A 16946-nucleotide genomic window follows, 5' to 3' on the forward strand; every position below is an offset into this window, starting at 1 on the left:
CGAATGGAGGATCATTATGGAACTATTAAATCGTGCAAGAAAAATTAACGCAATGCTACAAAAATTCGGAGGAAAATCAGTTGACTTTAATGATATGTCTGCATCTTTACGTGATGTAATTAAAGGGAATGTATATATTTTAAGCAGACGTGGAAAGCTTTTGGGCTTTGCTATCAATCAAGAAATTGAAAATGAAAGAATGAAAACGATGCTAGAGGAACGTCAATTTCCTCAAGAATATACAGAAGGTTTATACAATATTCATGAAACAACAGCTAATTTAGGTATTGATAGCCCACATACTGTTTTTCCAGTAGAAAATCGTGACTTATTCCAAAACGCTTTAACAACGATTGTACCAATTATTGGTGGAGGAGAAAGATTAGGAACATTAATCCTTGGTCGTCTAAATGGAGAATTTAACGAAGATGATTTATTATTGGCTGAATATGGTGCAACAGTAGTAGGAATGGAAATCCTTCATGAAAAATCTCAAGAGATTGAAATGGAAGCAAGAAGTAAAGCTGTTGTACAAATGGCAATTAGCTCTTTATCATATAGTGAATTAGAAGCAATTGACCATATTTTTGAAGAACTTGATGGTAGTGAAGGATTACTTGTAGCAAGTAAAATTGCTGATCGAGTTGGAATTACAAGATCAGTCATTGTTAATGCGTTAAGAAAGTTAGAAAGTGCTGGTGTTATTGAGTCTCGTTCATTAGGAATGAAAGGAACATACATCAAAGTACTAAATCACAACTTCCTTGTAGAATTAGAAAAATTACGTTCAAGATAAGATTGTAAAGCCAGAGCATGTTGCTCTGGTTTTATAATTGATAAAGAGATCCTAAAAGTTAAAGCTTAGTGTGGTGACATGAGACTCCCATTTCAAGAGTTATAGAGAGAACGAAAAAAGTTGAAGTGGGAGGATAATAATACCTAAATGCCTAATTTTTCCGGAAAGGGAATTTCCTTCTTTATATACAGAGAATTTTTTAAAGGCAGTATATAGTAATAAAACAATGCTGGAAGTTCCGTGTGTTTAATCACGCTAATTTTTCTTCTTATGAAGCCGGTTAATAAGCGTATTCCGATGGATAAATAGCTGTTTGGCTGCATGTACTATATTCATATTGCAATCATAATAAATAATAAATCACGCCTTGATTCCTCATATGATTCATCCATGATCCATTTTGCCAAACGTTTTTTTATATAGCTGAGAAATGTTGTATCAATCCGTTCTGGAAAAATTGCTAGTAAGTAGGCCATGAATAGAAATCAAAAATTTCCGATTGTAATTTATGCTTTTTGACAAAACTCAGTAAATGTTCGGCTTTATGATAGGATGTGTTTACCTGTAAAAGAGAATCACAAATGGTACCGCTAATGCTGAGTGATTGAAGATTATCTAATCGATAGCATACATACTATTAGAAAGGCAGCTGACTTATGCCTAAAGCATTCCATAGCCTGATATTCATCTTCTAAATTTAAAATGGCCTTTGGAATAAATAATTTTTTACCATTAAACACATTGATCATTGGATGATTTTATAAATATGCCACGCGACCTCATTGAAAGACCAAAGAATTATTTTGGTTGCTGCAATAAGACATTGACATGCAGTAAAATCATGATGATGCAATAATGTTTTGTTCGCTCATTCATATAGAGATGTTGACAATACTGTTTAACTCGTATTGGATCAGCAAATTTACTTAATAGCAATAGTTTATAAATGATTCAAGGATGTTTTTTCTAATTCATCCACTTGTTTAATAACTGCTTCTTTCCACATTAATTCAATATCCTTCTTGACTAATTTTGCATATGGCATTATTTTTTAGGGGTATCGATAATCCCTAATACAACTTTTGTTTGATTAGGGAACAGCTACTTCAGGGAGAACGTTTTTCTCATTGTGAATATCTTTCTCTTCATAGATGACAAAATCATTTTTTAACAATACGTCTTTTGACGGACGATGAGAAGCCCCTACACGTCTATAATTAGAAGCGGCAATAAATTTGCCACATCAGTTAAACGATACTGAAAATGACAGTACTTCTGTAATCGCTTTCATATCATTTTGTGCATCTTGCACGAAATCTTCCACCTGCTTCCCTCCTTAAATTCATAACTCCTATTACTTTATTTTATCACGCTATATTTTTAAATAATTAAACATTAAATTTGTTTATTCTAACTGGAGATTTTTTTGATATGACATATAAAATGGAATTTGAATGACTCATTCAAGGGATGATCTGGTGAGTAAAAGTAGATATCATCATGGTTAAGGGTGGTGTAATGGGTTCAAGTATTGCTAATAATCTCCTTAACGATGGAAAAAATTATTGTATTTGAAAAAGATCCAATCTATGAATTTTTTTCTACAGCAACAAGCGCGGGTGGTATTAGACAATTATTTCCAACAGTTGTGAATATCGAAATGGGGGAAACTTAGGATTCAAACATACCGGACATTTCCAGAAGATATGGCAATTTGCTTTGTATCTATTTCTTGCTAAAAATGATGATAATCGTTTCTCCTTCATGACGGAAATAAACGCTTGTTGGATCAATTGTAAGAGGAAATGTTTACATAGTGGTTTAGCAATATTAAACTGAATAATTTGCCGCTTAAACAGGATTACTGGAATAGGAAAACCTAATTTTTACTTAAATGCAGTGCCCAAGCTCCAGTACAAGTCCTAACAATCGGAGCATGATGATAGGCATCGTGCACAGAAAAAGCGATCTTCTTTTTCTGGAGTAAGAAAAACCTCCATGCAATACATTGCGACTTAGCCGATCAAAAGCTATTTAGCTTCTACTCGAACACGCACTTATCAGTAATAAAGGTAAGCATTCTAATAATGGTCTTAGGTTTGTAAAGCATTGTTTTTTCAGTATATACAGGGCTTTAACACCGATTATCTAAATCAATCTTGCTATGATTCGAAAGTCCTTTTACCTTTATGAAATTAGGTGATTTCTCACATATCTTATTATTCGTGAAGAAAAAGGTGATTGTTGTTCACTAGTCTTATTTCAAAAACTATTCCATCTCCTCTATAAACAGTAAAATCAATGAATGGACAACCAATTTCTATGTTAGGAAGCAGTCGAAAGTAAAAAAATAGCTCACTTTTCATCTTAAAATAAAAGACAAATTATAAAATAAGACGTAGTATATGAGTAAATCAGGACTTTTTTTGCATGGCATAAGAACTATAAATAAATATAAAAATCTGTATTTTCCTAAAATTCGACAACTAAATGTAACAAAATAGGATGTAACAAAATAAAAATGTATTAAAATAGTAATTCTGGGCATGGTTGTAGTAAAAAATAACTAGTAAAAAATGACTATCTTTTGTTTTTTTGAAGAAAAATGTCGGAAACCGATAGACTTTAGTGGAAATATGACTTAAACTATTCGTAGATAAAAATGATACTTTATAACTGTTCAGAAAAATAGTGTTAGTACTTTTTTAGGAGTGGATAATATGAATTTGTTTGGTGGAACAATTCAATCATTGGAAAATTCAATGAATTATGCTTCCGCAAAAAACCGAGCTATTTCTACAAATATAGCAAATTTGGATACGCCAAACTACAAAGCAAAAGATGTACAATTTAAGAATGTTTTAGCAAATGAATTAGCAAAGCCACTAGAAGCTAAACGAACGCATCACAAGCATCTAGCATTTAAAAATGATACCGTTAATGGGTATCGGACTGTGACGAAACATAGTACTTCTTATCAGCATAATGGTAATAATGTCGATGTCGACAAGGAAATGGCTGATTTAGCAGAAAATCAGATTTATTATCAGGCACTCGTAGACCGGATAAATGGAAAGTTTGGAAGTTTACAAACTGTATTGAGGGGAGGAAGGTAACATGACAATGTTCAACGCGCTCCATTCCAGCGCAAGTGCATTAACAGCTCAAAGACTTCGCATGGATGTTATTTCCTCTAATATCGCAAATGCACAAACAACAAGAGCCACTATCAATGACGCTGGTGAAGTAGAGCCATATCGTAGGAAAATGGTAACCATGCAACCGCAAGCAAATTCATTTCAATCATTTTTACATAAAGCAATAGGAAATCATTCTTCTAATGGAGTTAAAGTAACTGGAATAGTGGAAGATGAAAACCCATTTAAGCAAATGTATAATCCCGAGCATCCTGATGCCAATGAAGATGGGTACGTTCAACTACCAAATGTAGATCCGTTAAAGGAAATGGTAGATTTAATGAGTGCAACTAGATCCTACGAAGCAAATATAACTTCATTAAATGCAAGTAAGTCCATGTTAATGAAAGCATTGGAAATCGGTAAATAACGTAAGCATCATTTATTCTGCCATTTTACAACTATTTTAAGGTTAATAAAATATATTGGAAGAAAATGAAATTAGTTATTAGGAAAAGGAGTGACTTGTAATGATCCTATCGATCGGAAACCAAACACAACAGCTGACGAAGATGGCACCACTTGAGGAAAAGTCAGTACGATCACCTGGCGAAGCTCAAGCAAATTTTGCAGATACATTAAAAAAAGCTATTGCTAATGTTAATGAATCTCAAGTAGCTTCAGATAAGAAAACAGAAGCACTGGCCAATGGAAACATTGATGACTTACACAATGTGATGATTGCAGCGCAAAAGTCCAGTATTACACTAGAAGCAACTGTACAAATCCAGAAAAAAGTAGTAGATGCTTATAAAGAAATTATGAGCATGCAAGTGTAAAACATAACAAAAAATAGACTAATTATTACAGCACGTTGGTGGGGGAACTTATGAAAGAGAAAATGATAAATTGGAAAAACACTACTGCGGCTTTCTGGAACAATCGTACTAAAGCGCAACGGTTAATATTTATTGGTTCCGTCGTTATTATTATTCTTTTAATCATAGCTATCGTATTCTTTACAACGAGGTCGAAGTATGTCCCATTATATAATAATTTATCTGTACAAGAAGTGGGACAAATTAAAGAGGAACTGGACACTAGAGGAGTACCATATGAATTAGAAGGTGGAGGTAAAGAAATTAAAGTACCTGAAGAGCAGGCAGACAGCTTAGTGGTCGATCTAGCGGCACAAGGGATACCTAAGAGCGGAAATATAGATTACTCCTTCTTTAGCGAAAATGCATCATGGGGTGTTACCGAAAACGAATTTAATGTTATGAAGCTGGATGCGATGCAAACAGAGTTAGCTAATTTGATCAAAGGGATAGATGGTATTCAAGATGCTAAAGTTATGATTAATATGCCGGAAGAGCCGGTATTTGTTAAGGATGCAAAACAGGAAGCGAGCGCTTCAATCGTCATTAATACAGAGCCTGGCTATAACTTTGAAAGCGGGCAAATAAATGCACTTTATCACTTAGTTTCTAAAGCCGTACCTAATTTACCGGCAGAAAATATTGCGATAACGAATCAATATTTTGAAAGTTTCGAGCAAACTGACGCGAAAGGTTCGGGAAACAATATAAAAGATGCGTATACATATCAGCAATCCATTAAAAAAGATATTGAAAAAGACATTCAGAAGCGATTACAGCAAATGCTTGGAGCTATGGTAGGTTCAGGTAATGTTATCGTGTCTGTTACATCCGATATTGACTTCACACAAGAAAATCGAACCGAGGATCTTGTTGAACCAGTTGATTTGGAAAATATGGAAGGATTGCCTGTCAGCATAGAAACCATTAAGGAAACGTATGAAGGAGCCGGAGCAGCTGCAGGTGGAGCCGTCGGTACTGGAGACGAGGATGTTGCTAACTATCAAGCGACTGATGAAGACGGTGACGGTGAATATGAAATGACAAAAGAGACCGTTAATAATGAATTTAATAAAATTAGAAAAAACATCGTCGAGAGTCCATATAAAGTTCGTGATTTAGGTATTCAAGTTGCTGTGAATCGAGTGAAGTCAGCGGATAAAAAAGACGTTGAATATTTAACACAACAAGAAGAGATGGAAGTTGAAGATGGAATCAATTCGATTATCAATTCAATTATTACTACTTCTATCGATGGTGAATATGCTGAAGATGTCGATCCAGAAGAAAATGTATCGATTGTGTTTCAGGAATTCAACGGAACGGATTCAACAGCTGCTTCCAAAGAACCATCGATACCAACATGGCTTTATGTTGTAGGTGGCATCTTGTTACTGATAATTATCGGATTAATCGTTTACTTCTTGCGTAAACGAAGAGAAGATGAGGACGAAGAAGATGAGGAAGTTTATACAGCACAATCCCAGTTAGAAGTTCCAGATTTTCCGGAAAAAGAGGAATCGGAAGTAACGATACGCAAAAAGCAATTAGAGAAAATTGCAAAAGAAAAACCAGAAGATTTTGCGAAACTATTGAGAAGCTGGATTGGAGAGGAATAGGGGGTAATAACATTGGCAAGACAAAAAGGATTACTTACTGGAAAACAAAAAGCTGCAATACTATTAATCTCCTTAGGTCCAGACGTATCAGCGCAAGTCTATAAACACTTAACGGAAGAGGAGATCGAAAAACTCAGTCTGGAAATCTCTTCAGTAAAAAAGGTAGATAATCAGCTAAAAGAAGATGTCATTGAACAATTTCATCAAATTGTACAGGCGCAAGATTATATAGCTCAAGGCGGAATCGGCTATGCCAAAACAGTCTTAGAAAAAGCTTTTGGTAAACAAGAGGCTACTAATATTATTAACCGTCTTACATCCACTTTACAGGTTAGACCATTTGATTTCGCCCGACGAGCTGATCCACAGCAAGTATTTAATTTTATACAAGGAGAACATCCACAGACAATTGCTCTCGTACTTTCCTATTTAGATCCAGAACAGGCCGGGCAGATTTTATCTGCTTTACCACAGGAAATGCAGGCAGATGTTGCGAAGCGGATTGCTACGATGGACTCGACATCACCAGAAATTATTTCTCAGGTGGAACAAGTACTGGAAAAAAATATTTCTGCTTCCTTCACCGAGGATTATACACAAACTGGTGGTATTCAGGCTGTGGTAGAAGTATTAAATGGAGTTGACAGAAGCACGGAACGAACCATCTTAGATTCTCTTGAAATCCAAGATCCGGAATTAGCTGAGGAAATAAAGAAACGGATGTTCGTATTCGAGGATATTGTTATATTGGATAACAGAGCTATTCAGCGAGTGATTCGGGAAGTGGAAAATGAAGATCTTCGTCTAGCATTGAAAGTAGCAAGTGACGAAGTGAAAGATATTGTATTTAAGAATATGTCACAGCGGATGGCTGAGACCGTTAAAGAAGAGATGGAATATATGGGTCCTGTTCGCTTACGTGATGTGGAAGAAGCACAAACAAGAATCGTTGCTACTATTCGCAGATTAGAGGATGTCGGTGAAATCGTCATAGCACGAGGTGGAGGTGATGATATCATTGTCTAATTTGTATACGGCAAATGAACGAAAACAAATTAAAATCAGAACAATCAAGCCTTTACAGACACAAATAGAAGAACAAGCTTCCTCAAATCAATCTTTACTGAAGCATGAACAGCTTGGAGGCGAGCTTAAAAAACAACAGCAGGAACTAGCTGACTTGCAGCTGAAGCGTAAAAAGCTCCTCGAACAAATAGAAATGGAAGTTCAAGCAGAAAAAGAAGCGTGGCAAACGGAAAAAATGAAATATATCGAAGCAGCAAAGCAAGAAGGATTTGAGGCAGGTTTTTCTCAAGGGAAATCAGAAAGTCTTGCTAAATATAAAGAATACTTAGTGAAAGCCAACCAAATTATTGAGACTGCAAAACGTGATTATCATGCAATTATAGAACAACATGTTGATGCGATTTTAGAAATTGCAGTACAAACCGCTGAAAAAATCATCCAACAAAAGCTCAATGATGATCCAGAAGTATTTCTTTCAATCATTAAAGCCGCAATTAAGGAGCTGAATGATCAATCAGAGGTTGCTATTTATCTTCATCCGAATCAATATGCTTTTGTCGTTCAACATAAAGACGAATTAGCATCGTTACTGGAGAACAACACAAAGCTTTCCTGTTATGTTTCAGATGAACTAAAGGAGAATGGTTGCATGATTAAGCACCAATTTGGACAAGTTGACGCTAGTATTGACACACAGCTGGAGGAAATTCGCTACATTTTATTAGAAATAGCTGGAGAAAGCAAACAATGAATACAAATAATTTTTTAACCGCAATTTCAAAAGCAGATACCTATAAACGATACGGAAAAGTATTACGTGTCGTTGGAATTATGATTGAATCAAAAGGACCTGCAGCAAATATCGGAGAAGTCTGTTATATCCATCCGGCTACCAATCAGGGAGTTCCAATTCTTGCAGAAGTAGTAGGATTTCATCAAGAGAGAATTATACTTATGCCATATGCAGAAGTAATGGAAATTGGTCCTGGGTGCCTTGTGGAGTCAACTGGCAAGTCATTAAGTGTCAAAATTGGTAGGGGGCTGATTGGAAATGTGGTTGATCCCTTGGGTAATCCATTAGAAGGACAGCCACTACCAAAAGGATTAACCAGCTTTCTTACCGACCAGGCTCCTCCTAATCCTATGCTTCGACCACCAATTACGAAACCGTTAGAGGTAGGTATTAAAGTTATTGATAGCTTATTAACTGTTGGTGAGGGACAGCGGATTGGTATTTTTGCGGGCAGTGGTGTTGGTAAAAGTACGCTGCTTGGAATGATCGCTAGAAATAGCGGAGCAGATATCAATGTAATAGCGCTAGTTGGAGAAAGAGGCCGCGAAGTAAGGGAATTTATTGAACAAGATTTAGGTGAAGCAGGACTTAAGAAATCGATTGTGGTTGTAGCCACATCTGATCAACCTGCTTTGATGAGGATTAAAGGTGCGTTTACAGCGACGGCAATTAGTGAGTATTTTCGAGATCAAGGGTATCGCGTTAATTTAATGATGGATTCGGTAACTCGAGTAGCGATGGCACAGAGGGAAATCGGATTAGCAACTGGAGAACCACCAACTACAAAAGGATACACCCCTTCTGTTTTTGCTACATTACCGAAATTGCTTGAACGCACTGGTACAAACGAAAAGGGAACAATCACTGCATTTTACACGGTGCTTGTGGATGGAGATGATATGAATGAACCTATTGCTGATACGGTTCGTGGTATTCTTGACGGGCACTTTGTAATGGACCGTAAGCTTGCTGAAAGAGGACAATACCCTGCAATAAATGTATTAAAATCAATTAGCCGGGTGATGAACCAAGTTGTTGATCATGATCATATTCAAGTAGCTAATGAAATCCGTTCTCTGATTGCCACGTTTGAAGAGAACCGGGAATTGATTCAAATCGGCGCTTACAAACGGGGAACAGATCAAGGAATTGATCGGGCTATTTCTTTTCATCCAGACATAGTATCATTCTTGCAGCAAGGAATTAACGATTACCATCCTTTCCAGGAGTCAGTCGATGCGATGAAAGCTTTACTTAATGGAGGTGGCAAATAGTGTCCGATACGATGGTGTTATCTAAGATTTTACATATTCGAGAAACAGAAAAGAAACATGCTCAAAAAGCCTATCAGCAATCACTTGATTTTTTTGAACAAACTGCCATGGAACTGTATGAGCTCTTGAAAAAGAAAGAACTGGCTGAAGTAGCATATGAAGAAAAAATGCATCAGACAACGACTCTGGAAAAATTAAAAGAGCAATTTAGTTATATTGAAAAGCTAAATGCAATGATTATGGTACTTCAAGAAGATGTACAACGAGCCCGAATGGAGATGGAAACGAAGCAATCTGAGTTAAATAACGCTCATATAGAAATGAAAAAGTTTGAAAAGTTAATAGAGAATCGAAGGAATGAAAAAATAGAAGCAATCAAGAAAAATGAAAAAGCAATGATGGATGAAGTAGCTATACATCAATTTCTAAATCGAAAAATTAGGTGACGTGAATGGCTAAGAAAATAGATACGGAAAAGAAAAAAATGAATCCCATCCTTTGGTTCCTGTTTGCGATCGTCATTCCAATTAGCATAACAATTGCACTTGTAACCATTATTTTAATGGTCGCCGGAGTGGATGTGACTGGGTGGTTAAAGGATAAAGGCAAGGATATTCCTGTTGTATCTTCATTCGTTGATACGGAAGAAGAAGATAACACGGCTGTTGCAGAAAAACATATGAAATCAACGCTTGATAAAAAGAATGCTGAAATTGATGAGTTGAAAAAGGAGCTTCAAGATAAAGAAGCGATGTTAGAAAAGCTAGAGCAGGATATCGTTAAACTTAAGAACAAGCAAAAATCGGCTGAAAAAGCTGAAAAAGGGAATAAGACGAACGAAGAGGAAAAGGACGCTCAAGGTAATACGATAAAGTCAATGGCCAAATCTTTTAATAGGATGGATGAAGAGCAAGCTGCAAAAATTCTGCAAAGCTTAAAAAGGGAAACAGCCTTAGCAATTATTAAAGAACTAAAAGATGATACGCGTGCCAGTGTGTTAGAAGCTATGGACCCTGATACAGCCGCACAATTAACACAACAATTTATTGATACCGAAAACTAAGCTAAGTATCGACTTCACTTAGAAAGGGGGTGAGAGAATGAGTGCCATTGCCATGTTATTACAGCAGCTGCCAATAACAATCGGTGAAGAGACGCCGAAGCAAGCAACTACCAAGGAAAACTTAGCTAATTCACCATTTCAAGAGCTTATGATTCATCATCAAATGCTTTCCGAGACAGGTAATCAGCTTTTCCAAATGGAAGAAGAGCAAATGGATACAACCGATTTGTTGCCTGTACTTGATGGGAAGACGTTAGTTGCTCAATATGTGAGCAAACTTATAAGTCCTAATCAGCCTGCAACACTAAGTATTGAGGAGCAAACGAATGTCTGGAAAATGTTAGAACAACCTTTCATTCAACAGTTATTGCTTGATTCAAATAATGAAATATCAGAACTTGATGAGATTCCAGAAGCAGAAAAGCTTTCTGAACAACAAGGAGAAATAGAAGACGGCGAAGTAAATTTGGCTCTTGTGCAACAACAATTAGCTACTATTTTTTCAAATGTAGAAGCGATTCTTGCTCAAGTTCATAATAAACAAGACATAACGAAAGCCGCTACGAAACTAATGGAATTACTTAAACAGTGGAATGCAGTTATGAAAAATGCAGAAGCTGTCGTTTCTCCTGAGACAACTGGACGTCTACTGCAAGATAATACAAAGGAGCAAGCGATTTGGCAGAGGTTGGTCCAAGCCTTTCAAAAAAGGGAAAGTTTTGCACAAAAACAACCTTATAGTAGAGAAGCCAAAGTAAATAGTGCGGATGTTGCTAAGTGGCTTACAAATGCTATCGAGACAGTTTCTAAAACAGAACATGCACATATGGGCAATAAAGAAATGATGATAGCAGCAGCAAATAGTTCATCTGTCCCGTTAGACAAAATGCAACAGCATGTTATCTATTTAAATACCGAACAACACCCACAGAAGCAAATGGGACAGGAACTGATTCAGCAATTCCAACGGATCATGAAATCGGGTAGGTTTATGAAAATGCCAAATGGTGTAAATCAGCTTCATATCACACTACGCCCCCAGCATTTAGGGAATTTGCTCGTACGATTCACTGAATTGAATGGCGAAATGACCGTCCGTATTCTTGTACAGTCTCAAGCTGCTAAAGATTTACTCGAATCCAATATTCACAAATTGAGAAATATGTTTTCTCCGCAGCAAGTAGTCATAGAAAGACAAGAGGCACAGTTAACACAGGGACAACAACTGCAAAAGGATTCAGGGGAAAATCCACAACAATTTACAGACCATGAGCAGGATAATCAGCATGAATCAGAACGTGAGGATGCGAAATCCGAAGGGGAGTTTGCTTCTACCTTCCAAGAGATACTATTGAACGAACAAGTGTAGAAGGAGGTGTATATATTGGCCAAAATTGATCCATCGCTCTATTTACGAAATCAGAAGCAGGAGCGAACACCAAACCCGGATTTAGGGAAGGATGAATTTCTTAAAATTTTAATGGTACAGCTACAAAATCAAGATCCAACCAATCCAATGGATGATCGTGAGTTTATAGCGCAAATGGCCCAGTTTAGTTCATTAGAACAAATGATGAATATGTCCAAATCTATTGATAACCTTGTTGAAAGTCAACTTGTTTCACCAGTTATTAAATATAGTCACATGTTAGGAAGAGAAGTTACTTACCAAGCGTATGACAAAGAAACAGGCAAAAAAACAGAGATCGTATCCAGTAAAGTAGTAGCTGTAAGTCAAAAGGATGGCTGGGCTATTTTAGAACTGGAGAATGGCGAAAAAATTTATGCAGATGCTGTTTTACAAGTAAATGATCCAGAATCGAAAAAAGATGACGAGCAACCAGAAGAATCGAAAAAAGAAGGGAAGAAGAGCTAGATGAATACATGGGATCATCGAATTCTTCAAGCACCTCAGCATCCGTCTTTTGTAACTAGAGAAGTAAAGAAAACAAATAAAGAGATAAATAGTTCCAGCTTTAAAGACATACTAGTACAAGAGCAATTGGAACAACGACAGTTAAAAATCAGCAAGCATGCCGCAGCACGTATACAAGAACGAAAGATTGAAATTAATGCAAAGCAATGGCAAAGGATTGAAGCTAAATTATCAGAGGCAAAACGAAAAGGAATTAATGATTCACTCGTCTTATTAAATGATGCAGCATTATTAGTCAGTGCCAGAAACAACACAGTTGTAACAGCAATGGATCGCAATGAGGCAGAAGATCGAATTTTTACTAATATTAATGGTGCTATTTTAATCAATGACTAAGGCTGGACCCTTTTTGGGAAGCCAGAAGCTGTGGAATGACAGATACAGCTAAATATTTTAGAAAAGGGGAAATAGACATGTTACGTTCAATGTACGCAGGAATTTCTGGGATGAGAGGATTTCAAACCAAGCTTGATGTAGTAGGTAATAATATCGCAAACGTCAATACATCTGGTTTTAAAAAGGGAAGAGTTACCTTTCAAGATATGATGAGTCAAACGACATCTGGTGCTCAAGGGCCAACAGCTGGACGTGGGGGAGTGAACCCGATTCAAGTTGGTCTAGGTTCACAACTAGGTTCGATTGATAATATTCATACTCAAGGCTTTCGGCAGTCGACTGGTAACCCGTTAGACTTTCAGTTAGAAGGAAATGGCATGTTTATCTTGGAAGGAAATGGAACAACTTATTATACCCGTGCCGGTAACTTTTACTTAGATGACAATGATCGAATTGTAAATGCTAATGGGTATTATTTGCAAAGTATGAATGGAGGATATATAACGATTCCGCAAGATGCAAAAAGCTTTGATATTTCATCGGATGGAACGGTTACGTACATTGCAGCGAATGGGTCTAATCAGACTGCTGGTCAAATTGCTTTGGCGAATTTCTCCAACCCAGGCGGATTAGAAAAAGCAGGAAGTAATCTTTATTTAATGTCTGAAAATGCCGGTTATAACGGCATAAGTGCTCCTGAAACAGATGGTACAGCAAAAGTTATAGCTGGTGCACTTGAAATGTCGAATGTTGATTTATCAGAAGAGTTCACAGAAATGATTACAGCTCAAAGAGGTTTCCAGGCAAACACAAGAATTATTACAACATCGGATGAAATTCTGCAAGAGCTTGTAAACTTAAAACGCTAAGTTAGGAGGGAGGGGAGTGCGTTAGGGCGTACTCCCACCTAAATCATGATTTCATTAACACGGTTAAACGGTGAAAAATTTACATTAAATGCTATCCTGATTGAACAAGTTCAGGACTTTCCAGATACGACGATAACATTGATTAATGGTAAGAAATTAGTCGTGAAAAACACCCATTCGGAAGTGCTTGAGCGCGTTTTAGCCTACTACCAGCAAATCGGCATCCAAGTAGTACAAAAGGAGGCAATTAAAGAAGATGAGTAATGTAGTAAAAACAATGATAACTTCAATAGCTGTATTAGCTGTTATAGGCATTGCTGCATTTGTCGTCGTTTGGTATATCAATGACGATAATACTAATGGAGAAACCCCATCCATTAAAAAAATAAAGGAATATTCGTATGAAACGCCGGAGATAACAACGGATCTTGAAGATGGAAGCTTTGTGCGTATTCAATTTCAAATCGTAACGAATGGTAAGGATGCGAAAAAAGAAATTAGTCAGCGTGATTTCCAGCTAAAAAATATCCTCATTAAAGAATTAGCAACGATGAAAGAAGAGGATTTTAAATCCGGGTTAACGGATTTGGAAGAGAAGATTAAAAACAAATTAAATGAACTAATGACTACAGGGAAGGTTACGGATGTGTACACCACTAATAAAATATTGCAGTAAACAAAATAATAATGAACTCCACATTGGAGGTGATTGTACTTGGTAGAGGAAGTTCTTTCGCAACATGAAATAGATGCACTCTTATCAGCGATATCATCCGGTGAGATGGACGCAGAGGAGCTAAAAAAAGAAGAAAAAGAAAAGAAAGTTCGTGTTTATGACTTTAAACGAGCGTTACGTTTTTCCAAGGATCAAATTCGCAGTATTTCTCGGATTCATGAGAATTATGCTAGATTATTAACAACTTTTTTCTCAGCGAAGTTAAGGACCTATGTGAATATTACAGTAGCATCTGTTGACCAAATTCCATACGAAGAATTTATTCGCTCGGTACCGAAAATGACGATTTTAAATACATATAGTGTCCAGCCGTTAGAGGGTAGGATCGTCATGGAAATCAATCCTAATATTGCCTATGCCATGCTTGATCGCACGCTAGGTGGAAAAGGTGTTAGTTTTAATAAGGTAGAGAATTTAACTGAGATTGAGACGATTTTAATGTCGCAGCTTTTTGAAAAAGCAAATGTTAAATTGCAGGAAGCATGGTCTTCTATCGTAGAAATTGACCCAATACTTGAGGATTTTGAAGTGAACCCGCAATTCCTGCAAATGGTTGCACCGAATGAAACGGTTGTTGTCGTATCATTAAATACCGCAATTGGTGAAGCTAGTGGCATGATTAATATCTGTATACCTCATATTGTGCTGGAACCCATTATTTCGAAACTGTCCGTTCATTATTGGATGGAGACAGCTGGAAAAGAAAGAGATGAAGAAGCTTATCAAAAGCTTTCAAAAAATATTCAAACAGCAGAAGTGGAAGTAAAAGCTATTTTAGGAGAAGCAACAATAACCATTGACGAGTTCCTAAAACTAAGCAAAGAAGATGTAATAGGCTTGGACAGGGAAATTGATAGTCCATTAACATTCGTAGTAAATAATGAACCAAAATTCCTTGCACAACCAGGTACATATAAAAATAAAATGTCCGTTCAGATATTAGAGGATGTTAAGGGGGGAAATGAAGATGGGGAATGACGAGAAGCTATCTCAAGATGAGATTGATGCACTTTTAAACGTAAGTGCAGATGACGAGGAAACTACATCATCTTCAACAAACCAATATTTATCAACGATAGAAGTAGATACTTTAGGTGAAATAGGTAATATTTCGTTTGGCAGCTCAGCAACAACGTTATCAACGTTATTAAATCAAAAGGTAGAAATAACGACACCACAGGTTTCTGTGATGGCCCAAGAAGAGTTAAAAAACTTTACATTTGAGCCAGTTAGTGTTCAAGTCAATTATTTAGAAGGGTTTTCCGGAAAGAATGTCTTCGTTATTAAATCTGAGGATGCTGCTATCATTTCTGATATTATGCTTGGCGGCGATGGAACAAATCCAACTGAAGAATTAAATGAAATTCATTTAAGTGCTGTCCAAGAGGCGATGAATCAAATGATGGGGGCAGCTGCAACAAGTATGTCTACGATATTTAATAAGCGTGTAGACATATCACCGCCAACCATTCACATAGAAGATCCTGAACAGGAATCAACCTCTGTTTTAGGTGAAGATCCATTTGTTAAAGTAGCATTTCAATTAAAGGTTGGTAATTTAATCGATTCAACCATTTTTCAGTTAATGCCAATCGGATTTGCTAAAGATCTAGTAGATCAATTGATGAATGGTGAAACAGTTGAAGAGGAATTAGATGTGGCTTTGAAGGAAGCGGAGGTGCCTATGTTGCAACAAGAAGATCAGCCTGTGGATACAAAACAAAAAGACGAGCCACAGTTTTTAGGAGATCGTACGATAACGCAACAAAAGAAGGTACAGCAAGCTGATTTTACTCCATTCGAACCGGTTACATTGAATAAGACAAAACAGCGAAACTTGGATATGCTTTTAGATATTCCATTAAAAGTTACTGTGGAGCTCGGGCGTACCAAGCGAACGATTAAGGATATATTAGATTTATCACAAGGATCGATTGTAGAACTGGATAAGTTAGCAGGGGAACCGGTAGATATTTTAGTGAATGAAAAACCGATAGCTATTGGAGAAGTAGTTGTTATTGATGAAAATTTTGGAGTTCGAGTGACAGATATTTTAAGTCCGTCTGACAGGATAAAAAAATTAAAATAAACATCAGTTCTTAGGGAGGATTTGTTTTTATGGGAAATCGTATTTTAATAGTAGATGATGCAGCATTTATGCGAATGATGATTAAAGATATTTTATCGAAAAATGGGTATGAGGTAGTTGGTGAAGCACAAGATGGAGCGCAGGCAGTAGAAAAATACAAGGAATTAACACCTGATTTAGTTACAATGGATATTACGATGCCGGAAAAAGATGGAATCACGGCGTTAAAGGAAATACTTGCAAGTGACCCACAGGCAAAAATTATTATGTGCTCTGCAATGGGGCAACAAGCTATGGTAATTGATGCAATCCAGGCAGGAGCTAAGGATTTTATTGTCAAGCCATTCCAAGCCGATCGAGTGATTGAAGCGATTCAAAAGGCATTGAGCTAAAA

At 36.7% G+C, this 16946-nt stretch carries 22 protein-coding genes; 20 read left to right on the plus strand and 2 right to left on the minus strand.

Annotated elements, in window-relative coordinates:
- Nucleotides 1–16: 16 nt before the first annotated feature.
- The gene (gene codY / locus BN1066_RS15810; protein WP_077320408.1) at nucleotides 17–796 is read left to right on the plus strand and encodes a GTP-sensing pleiotropic transcriptional regulator CodY; all 780 of its coding nucleotides are present in this window, start codon (nucleotides 17–19) and stop codon (nucleotides 794–796) included.
- A gap of 255 nt (nucleotides 797–1051) precedes the next feature.
- Here the strand turns inward: codY and BN1066_RS21340 are convergent, their stop codons facing one another.
- Nucleotides 1052–1132 carry a helix-turn-helix domain-containing protein gene (locus BN1066_RS21340; protein WP_077320409.1) on the minus strand — a complete coding sequence of 27 codons (81 nt, stop codon included), beginning with the start codon at nucleotides 1130–1132 and terminating at the stop codon, nucleotides 1052–1054.
- Entirely contained in the window at nucleotides 1129–1272 is a 144-nt protein-coding gene (locus BN1066_RS20355; RefSeq protein WP_179104417.1) for a hypothetical protein, read from the minus strand. Before BN1066_RS20355 ends, BN1066_RS21340 begins: the two co-directional genes overlap by 4 nt.
- A gap of 1055 nt (nucleotides 1273–2327) precedes the next feature.
- On the opposite strand from BN1066_RS20355, the gene BN1066_RS20360 reads away from it, so the two are divergent.
- From BN1066_RS20360 to BN1066_RS15905, 19 genes are all read left to right on the plus strand, one after another.
- Nucleotides 2328–2471 (plus strand): hypothetical protein, encoded by a 144-nt coding sequence (locus tag BN1066_RS20360; RefSeq protein WP_179104418.1) that lies wholly within the window; start codon nucleotides 2328–2330, stop codon nucleotides 2469–2471.
- 1045 nt (nucleotides 2472–3516) lie between these two features.
- On the plus strand, nucleotides 3517–3912 hold the full coding sequence (gene flgB / locus BN1066_RS15820; RefSeq protein WP_077320410.1) for a flagellar basal body rod protein FlgB: 396 nt from the start codon (nucleotides 3517–3519) through the stop codon (nucleotides 3910–3912).
- Between the two features lies 1 nt (nucleotide 3913).
- Nucleotides 3914–4363: a flagellar basal body rod protein FlgC gene (flgC, locus tag BN1066_RS15825; RefSeq protein ID WP_077320411.1), complete on the plus strand. Its 450-nt coding sequence runs from the start codon at nucleotides 3914–3916 to the stop codon at nucleotides 4361–4363.
- Between the two features lie 142 nt (nucleotides 4364–4505).
- Nucleotides 4506–4772 (plus strand): flagellar hook-basal body complex protein FliE, encoded by a 267-nt coding sequence (fliE, locus tag BN1066_RS15830; RefSeq protein WP_483887728.1) that lies wholly within the window; start codon nucleotides 4506–4508, stop codon nucleotides 4770–4772.
- Between the two features lie 50 nt (nucleotides 4773–4822).
- On the plus strand, nucleotides 4823–6430 hold the full coding sequence (fliF, locus tag BN1066_RS15835) for a flagellar basal-body MS-ring/collar protein FliF (RefSeq protein WP_077320413.1): 1608 nt from the start codon (nucleotides 4823–4825) through the stop codon (nucleotides 6428–6430).
- A gap of 12 nt (nucleotides 6431–6442) precedes the next feature.
- Nucleotides 6443–7456 carry a flagellar motor switch protein FliG gene (gene fliG / locus BN1066_RS15840; protein WP_077320414.1) on the plus strand — a complete coding sequence of 338 codons (1014 nt, stop codon included), beginning with the start codon at nucleotides 6443–6445 and terminating at the stop codon, nucleotides 7454–7456.
- Nucleotides 7440–8207, plus strand: coding sequence for a flagellar assembly protein FliH (fliH, locus tag BN1066_RS15845; protein WP_077320415.1), 768 nt, complete (start codon nucleotides 7440–7442; stop codon nucleotides 8205–8207). Before fliG ends, fliH begins: the two co-directional genes overlap by 17 nt.
- The gene (fliI, locus tag BN1066_RS15850; protein WP_077320416.1) at nucleotides 8204–9523 is read left to right on the plus strand and encodes a flagellar protein export ATPase FliI; all 1320 of its coding nucleotides are present in this window, start codon (nucleotides 8204–8206) and stop codon (nucleotides 9521–9523) included. The genes fliH and fliI overlap by 4 nt, the downstream gene beginning before the upstream one ends.
- Nucleotides 9523–9969 carry a flagellar export protein FliJ gene (gene fliJ, locus BN1066_RS15855; protein ID WP_077320417.1) on the plus strand — a complete coding sequence of 149 codons (447 nt, stop codon included), beginning with the start codon at nucleotides 9523–9525 and terminating at the stop codon, nucleotides 9967–9969. Before fliI ends, fliJ begins: the two co-directional genes overlap by 1 nt.
- A gap of 5 nt (nucleotides 9970–9974) precedes the next feature.
- Complete coding sequence (locus BN1066_RS15860) at nucleotides 9975–10586, plus strand: MotE family protein (protein ID WP_077320418.1); 612 nt, start codon at nucleotides 9975–9977, stop codon at nucleotides 10584–10586.
- A gap of 37 nt (nucleotides 10587–10623) precedes the next feature.
- Nucleotides 10624–11955 carry a flagellar hook-length control protein FliK gene (locus tag BN1066_RS15865; RefSeq protein WP_077320419.1) on the plus strand — a complete coding sequence of 444 codons (1332 nt, stop codon included), beginning with the start codon at nucleotides 10624–10626 and terminating at the stop codon, nucleotides 11953–11955.
- A gap of 15 nt (nucleotides 11956–11970) precedes the next feature.
- A complete protein-coding gene (flgD, locus tag BN1066_RS15870) occupies nucleotides 11971–12462 on the plus strand; it encodes a flagellar hook assembly protein FlgD (RefSeq protein WP_077320420.1) in 492 nt (163 codons plus the stop codon).
- A complete protein-coding gene (locus BN1066_RS15875) occupies nucleotides 12463–12858 on the plus strand; it encodes a TIGR02530 family flagellar biosynthesis protein (protein WP_077320421.1) in 396 nt (131 codons plus the stop codon). It abuts the gene before it with no gap.
- A gap of 77 nt (nucleotides 12859–12935) precedes the next feature.
- Nucleotides 12936–13727, plus strand: a complete 792-nt coding sequence (gene flgG, locus BN1066_RS15880; RefSeq protein ID WP_077320422.1) for a flagellar basal body rod protein FlgG — start codon at nucleotides 12936–12938, stop codon at nucleotides 13725–13727.
- A 45-nt stretch (nucleotides 13728–13772) separates the two neighbouring features.
- Nucleotides 13773–13991 (plus strand): flagellar FlbD family protein, encoded by a 219-nt coding sequence (locus BN1066_RS15885; RefSeq protein ID WP_077320423.1) that lies wholly within the window; start codon nucleotides 13773–13775, stop codon nucleotides 13989–13991.
- Nucleotides 13984–14403, plus strand: a complete 420-nt coding sequence (gene fliL, locus BN1066_RS15890; protein ID WP_077320424.1) for a flagellar basal body-associated protein FliL — start codon at nucleotides 13984–13986, stop codon at nucleotides 14401–14403. The genes BN1066_RS15885 and fliL overlap by 8 nt, the downstream gene beginning before the upstream one ends.
- 39 nt (nucleotides 14404–14442) lie before the next feature.
- Entirely contained in the window at nucleotides 14443–15441 is a 999-nt protein-coding gene (fliM, locus tag BN1066_RS15895) for a flagellar motor switch protein FliM (protein WP_077320425.1), read from the plus strand.
- Nucleotides 15431–16552 (plus strand): flagellar motor switch phosphatase FliY, encoded by a 1122-nt coding sequence (fliY, locus tag BN1066_RS15900; RefSeq protein WP_077320426.1) that lies wholly within the window; start codon nucleotides 15431–15433, stop codon nucleotides 16550–16552. Before fliM ends, fliY begins: the two co-directional genes overlap by 11 nt.
- A 29-nt stretch (nucleotides 16553–16581) precedes the next feature.
- Nucleotides 16582–16944, plus strand: a complete 363-nt coding sequence (locus BN1066_RS15905; RefSeq protein ID WP_077320427.1) for a response regulator — start codon at nucleotides 16582–16584, stop codon at nucleotides 16942–16944.
- Nucleotides 16945–16946: the final 2 nt, after the last annotated feature.

It is taken from the genome of Virgibacillus proomii, assembly GCF_900162615.1.
Lineage (GTDB): Bacteria > Bacillota > Bacilli > Bacillales > Amphibacillaceae > Virgibacillus > Virgibacillus proomii.

Bases quoted from the DNA above. Each gene is read 5' to 3' on its own strand.
- fliE (WP_483887728.1), top strand. From the start codon at position 4,506: ATGGCACCACTTGAGGAAAAGTCAGTACGATCACCTGGCGAAGCTCAA.
- flgB (WP_077320410.1), top strand. From the start codon at position 3,517: ATGAATTTGTTTGGTGGAACAATTCAATCATTGGAAAATTCAATGAAT.
- BN1066_RS20355 (WP_179104417.1), bottom strand. From the start codon at position 1,272: ATGGCCTACTTACTAGCAATTTTTCCAGAACGGATTGATACAACATTT.
- BN1066_RS15905 (WP_077320427.1), top strand. From the start codon at position 16,582: ATGGGAAATCGTATTTTAATAGTAGATGATGCAGCATTTATGCGAATG.
- codY (WP_077320408.1), top strand. From the start codon at position 17: ATGGAACTATTAAATCGTGCAAGAAAAATTAACGCAATGCTACAAAAA.
- fliY (WP_077320426.1), top strand. From the start codon at position 15,431: ATGGGGAATGACGAGAAGCTATCTCAAGATGAGATTGATGCACTTTTA.
- flgG (WP_077320422.1), top strand. From the start codon at position 12,936: ATGTTACGTTCAATGTACGCAGGAATTTCTGGGATGAGAGGATTTCAA.
- flgC (WP_077320411.1), top strand. From the start codon at position 3,914: ATGACAATGTTCAACGCGCTCCATTCCAGCGCAAGTGCATTAACAGCT.
- BN1066_RS15860 (WP_077320418.1), top strand. From the start codon at position 9,975: ATGGCTAAGAAAATAGATACGGAAAAGAAAAAAATGAATCCCATCCTT.
- fliH (WP_077320415.1), top strand. From the start codon at position 7,440: ATGATATCATTGTCTAATTTGTATACGGCAAATGAACGAAAACAAATT.
- BN1066_RS15885 (WP_077320423.1), top strand. From the start codon at position 13,773: ATGATTTCATTAACACGGTTAAACGGTGAAAAATTTACATTAAATGCT.
- fliF (WP_077320413.1), top strand. From the start codon at position 4,823: ATGAAAGAGAAAATGATAAATTGGAAAAACACTACTGCGGCTTTCTGG.
- fliI (WP_077320416.1), top strand. From the start codon at position 8,204: ATGAATACAAATAATTTTTTAACCGCAATTTCAAAAGCAGATACCTAT.
- BN1066_RS15865 (WP_077320419.1), top strand. From the start codon at position 10,624: ATGAGTGCCATTGCCATGTTATTACAGCAGCTGCCAATAACAATCGGT.
- BN1066_RS15875 (WP_077320421.1), top strand. From the start codon at position 12,463: ATGAATACATGGGATCATCGAATTCTTCAAGCACCTCAGCATCCGTCT.
- fliL (WP_077320424.1), top strand. From the start codon at position 13,984: ATGAGTAATGTAGTAAAAACAATGATAACTTCAATAGCTGTATTAGCT.
- BN1066_RS21340 (WP_077320409.1), bottom strand. From the start codon at position 1,132: ATGAATATAGTACATGCAGCCAAACAGCTATTTATCCATCGGAATACG.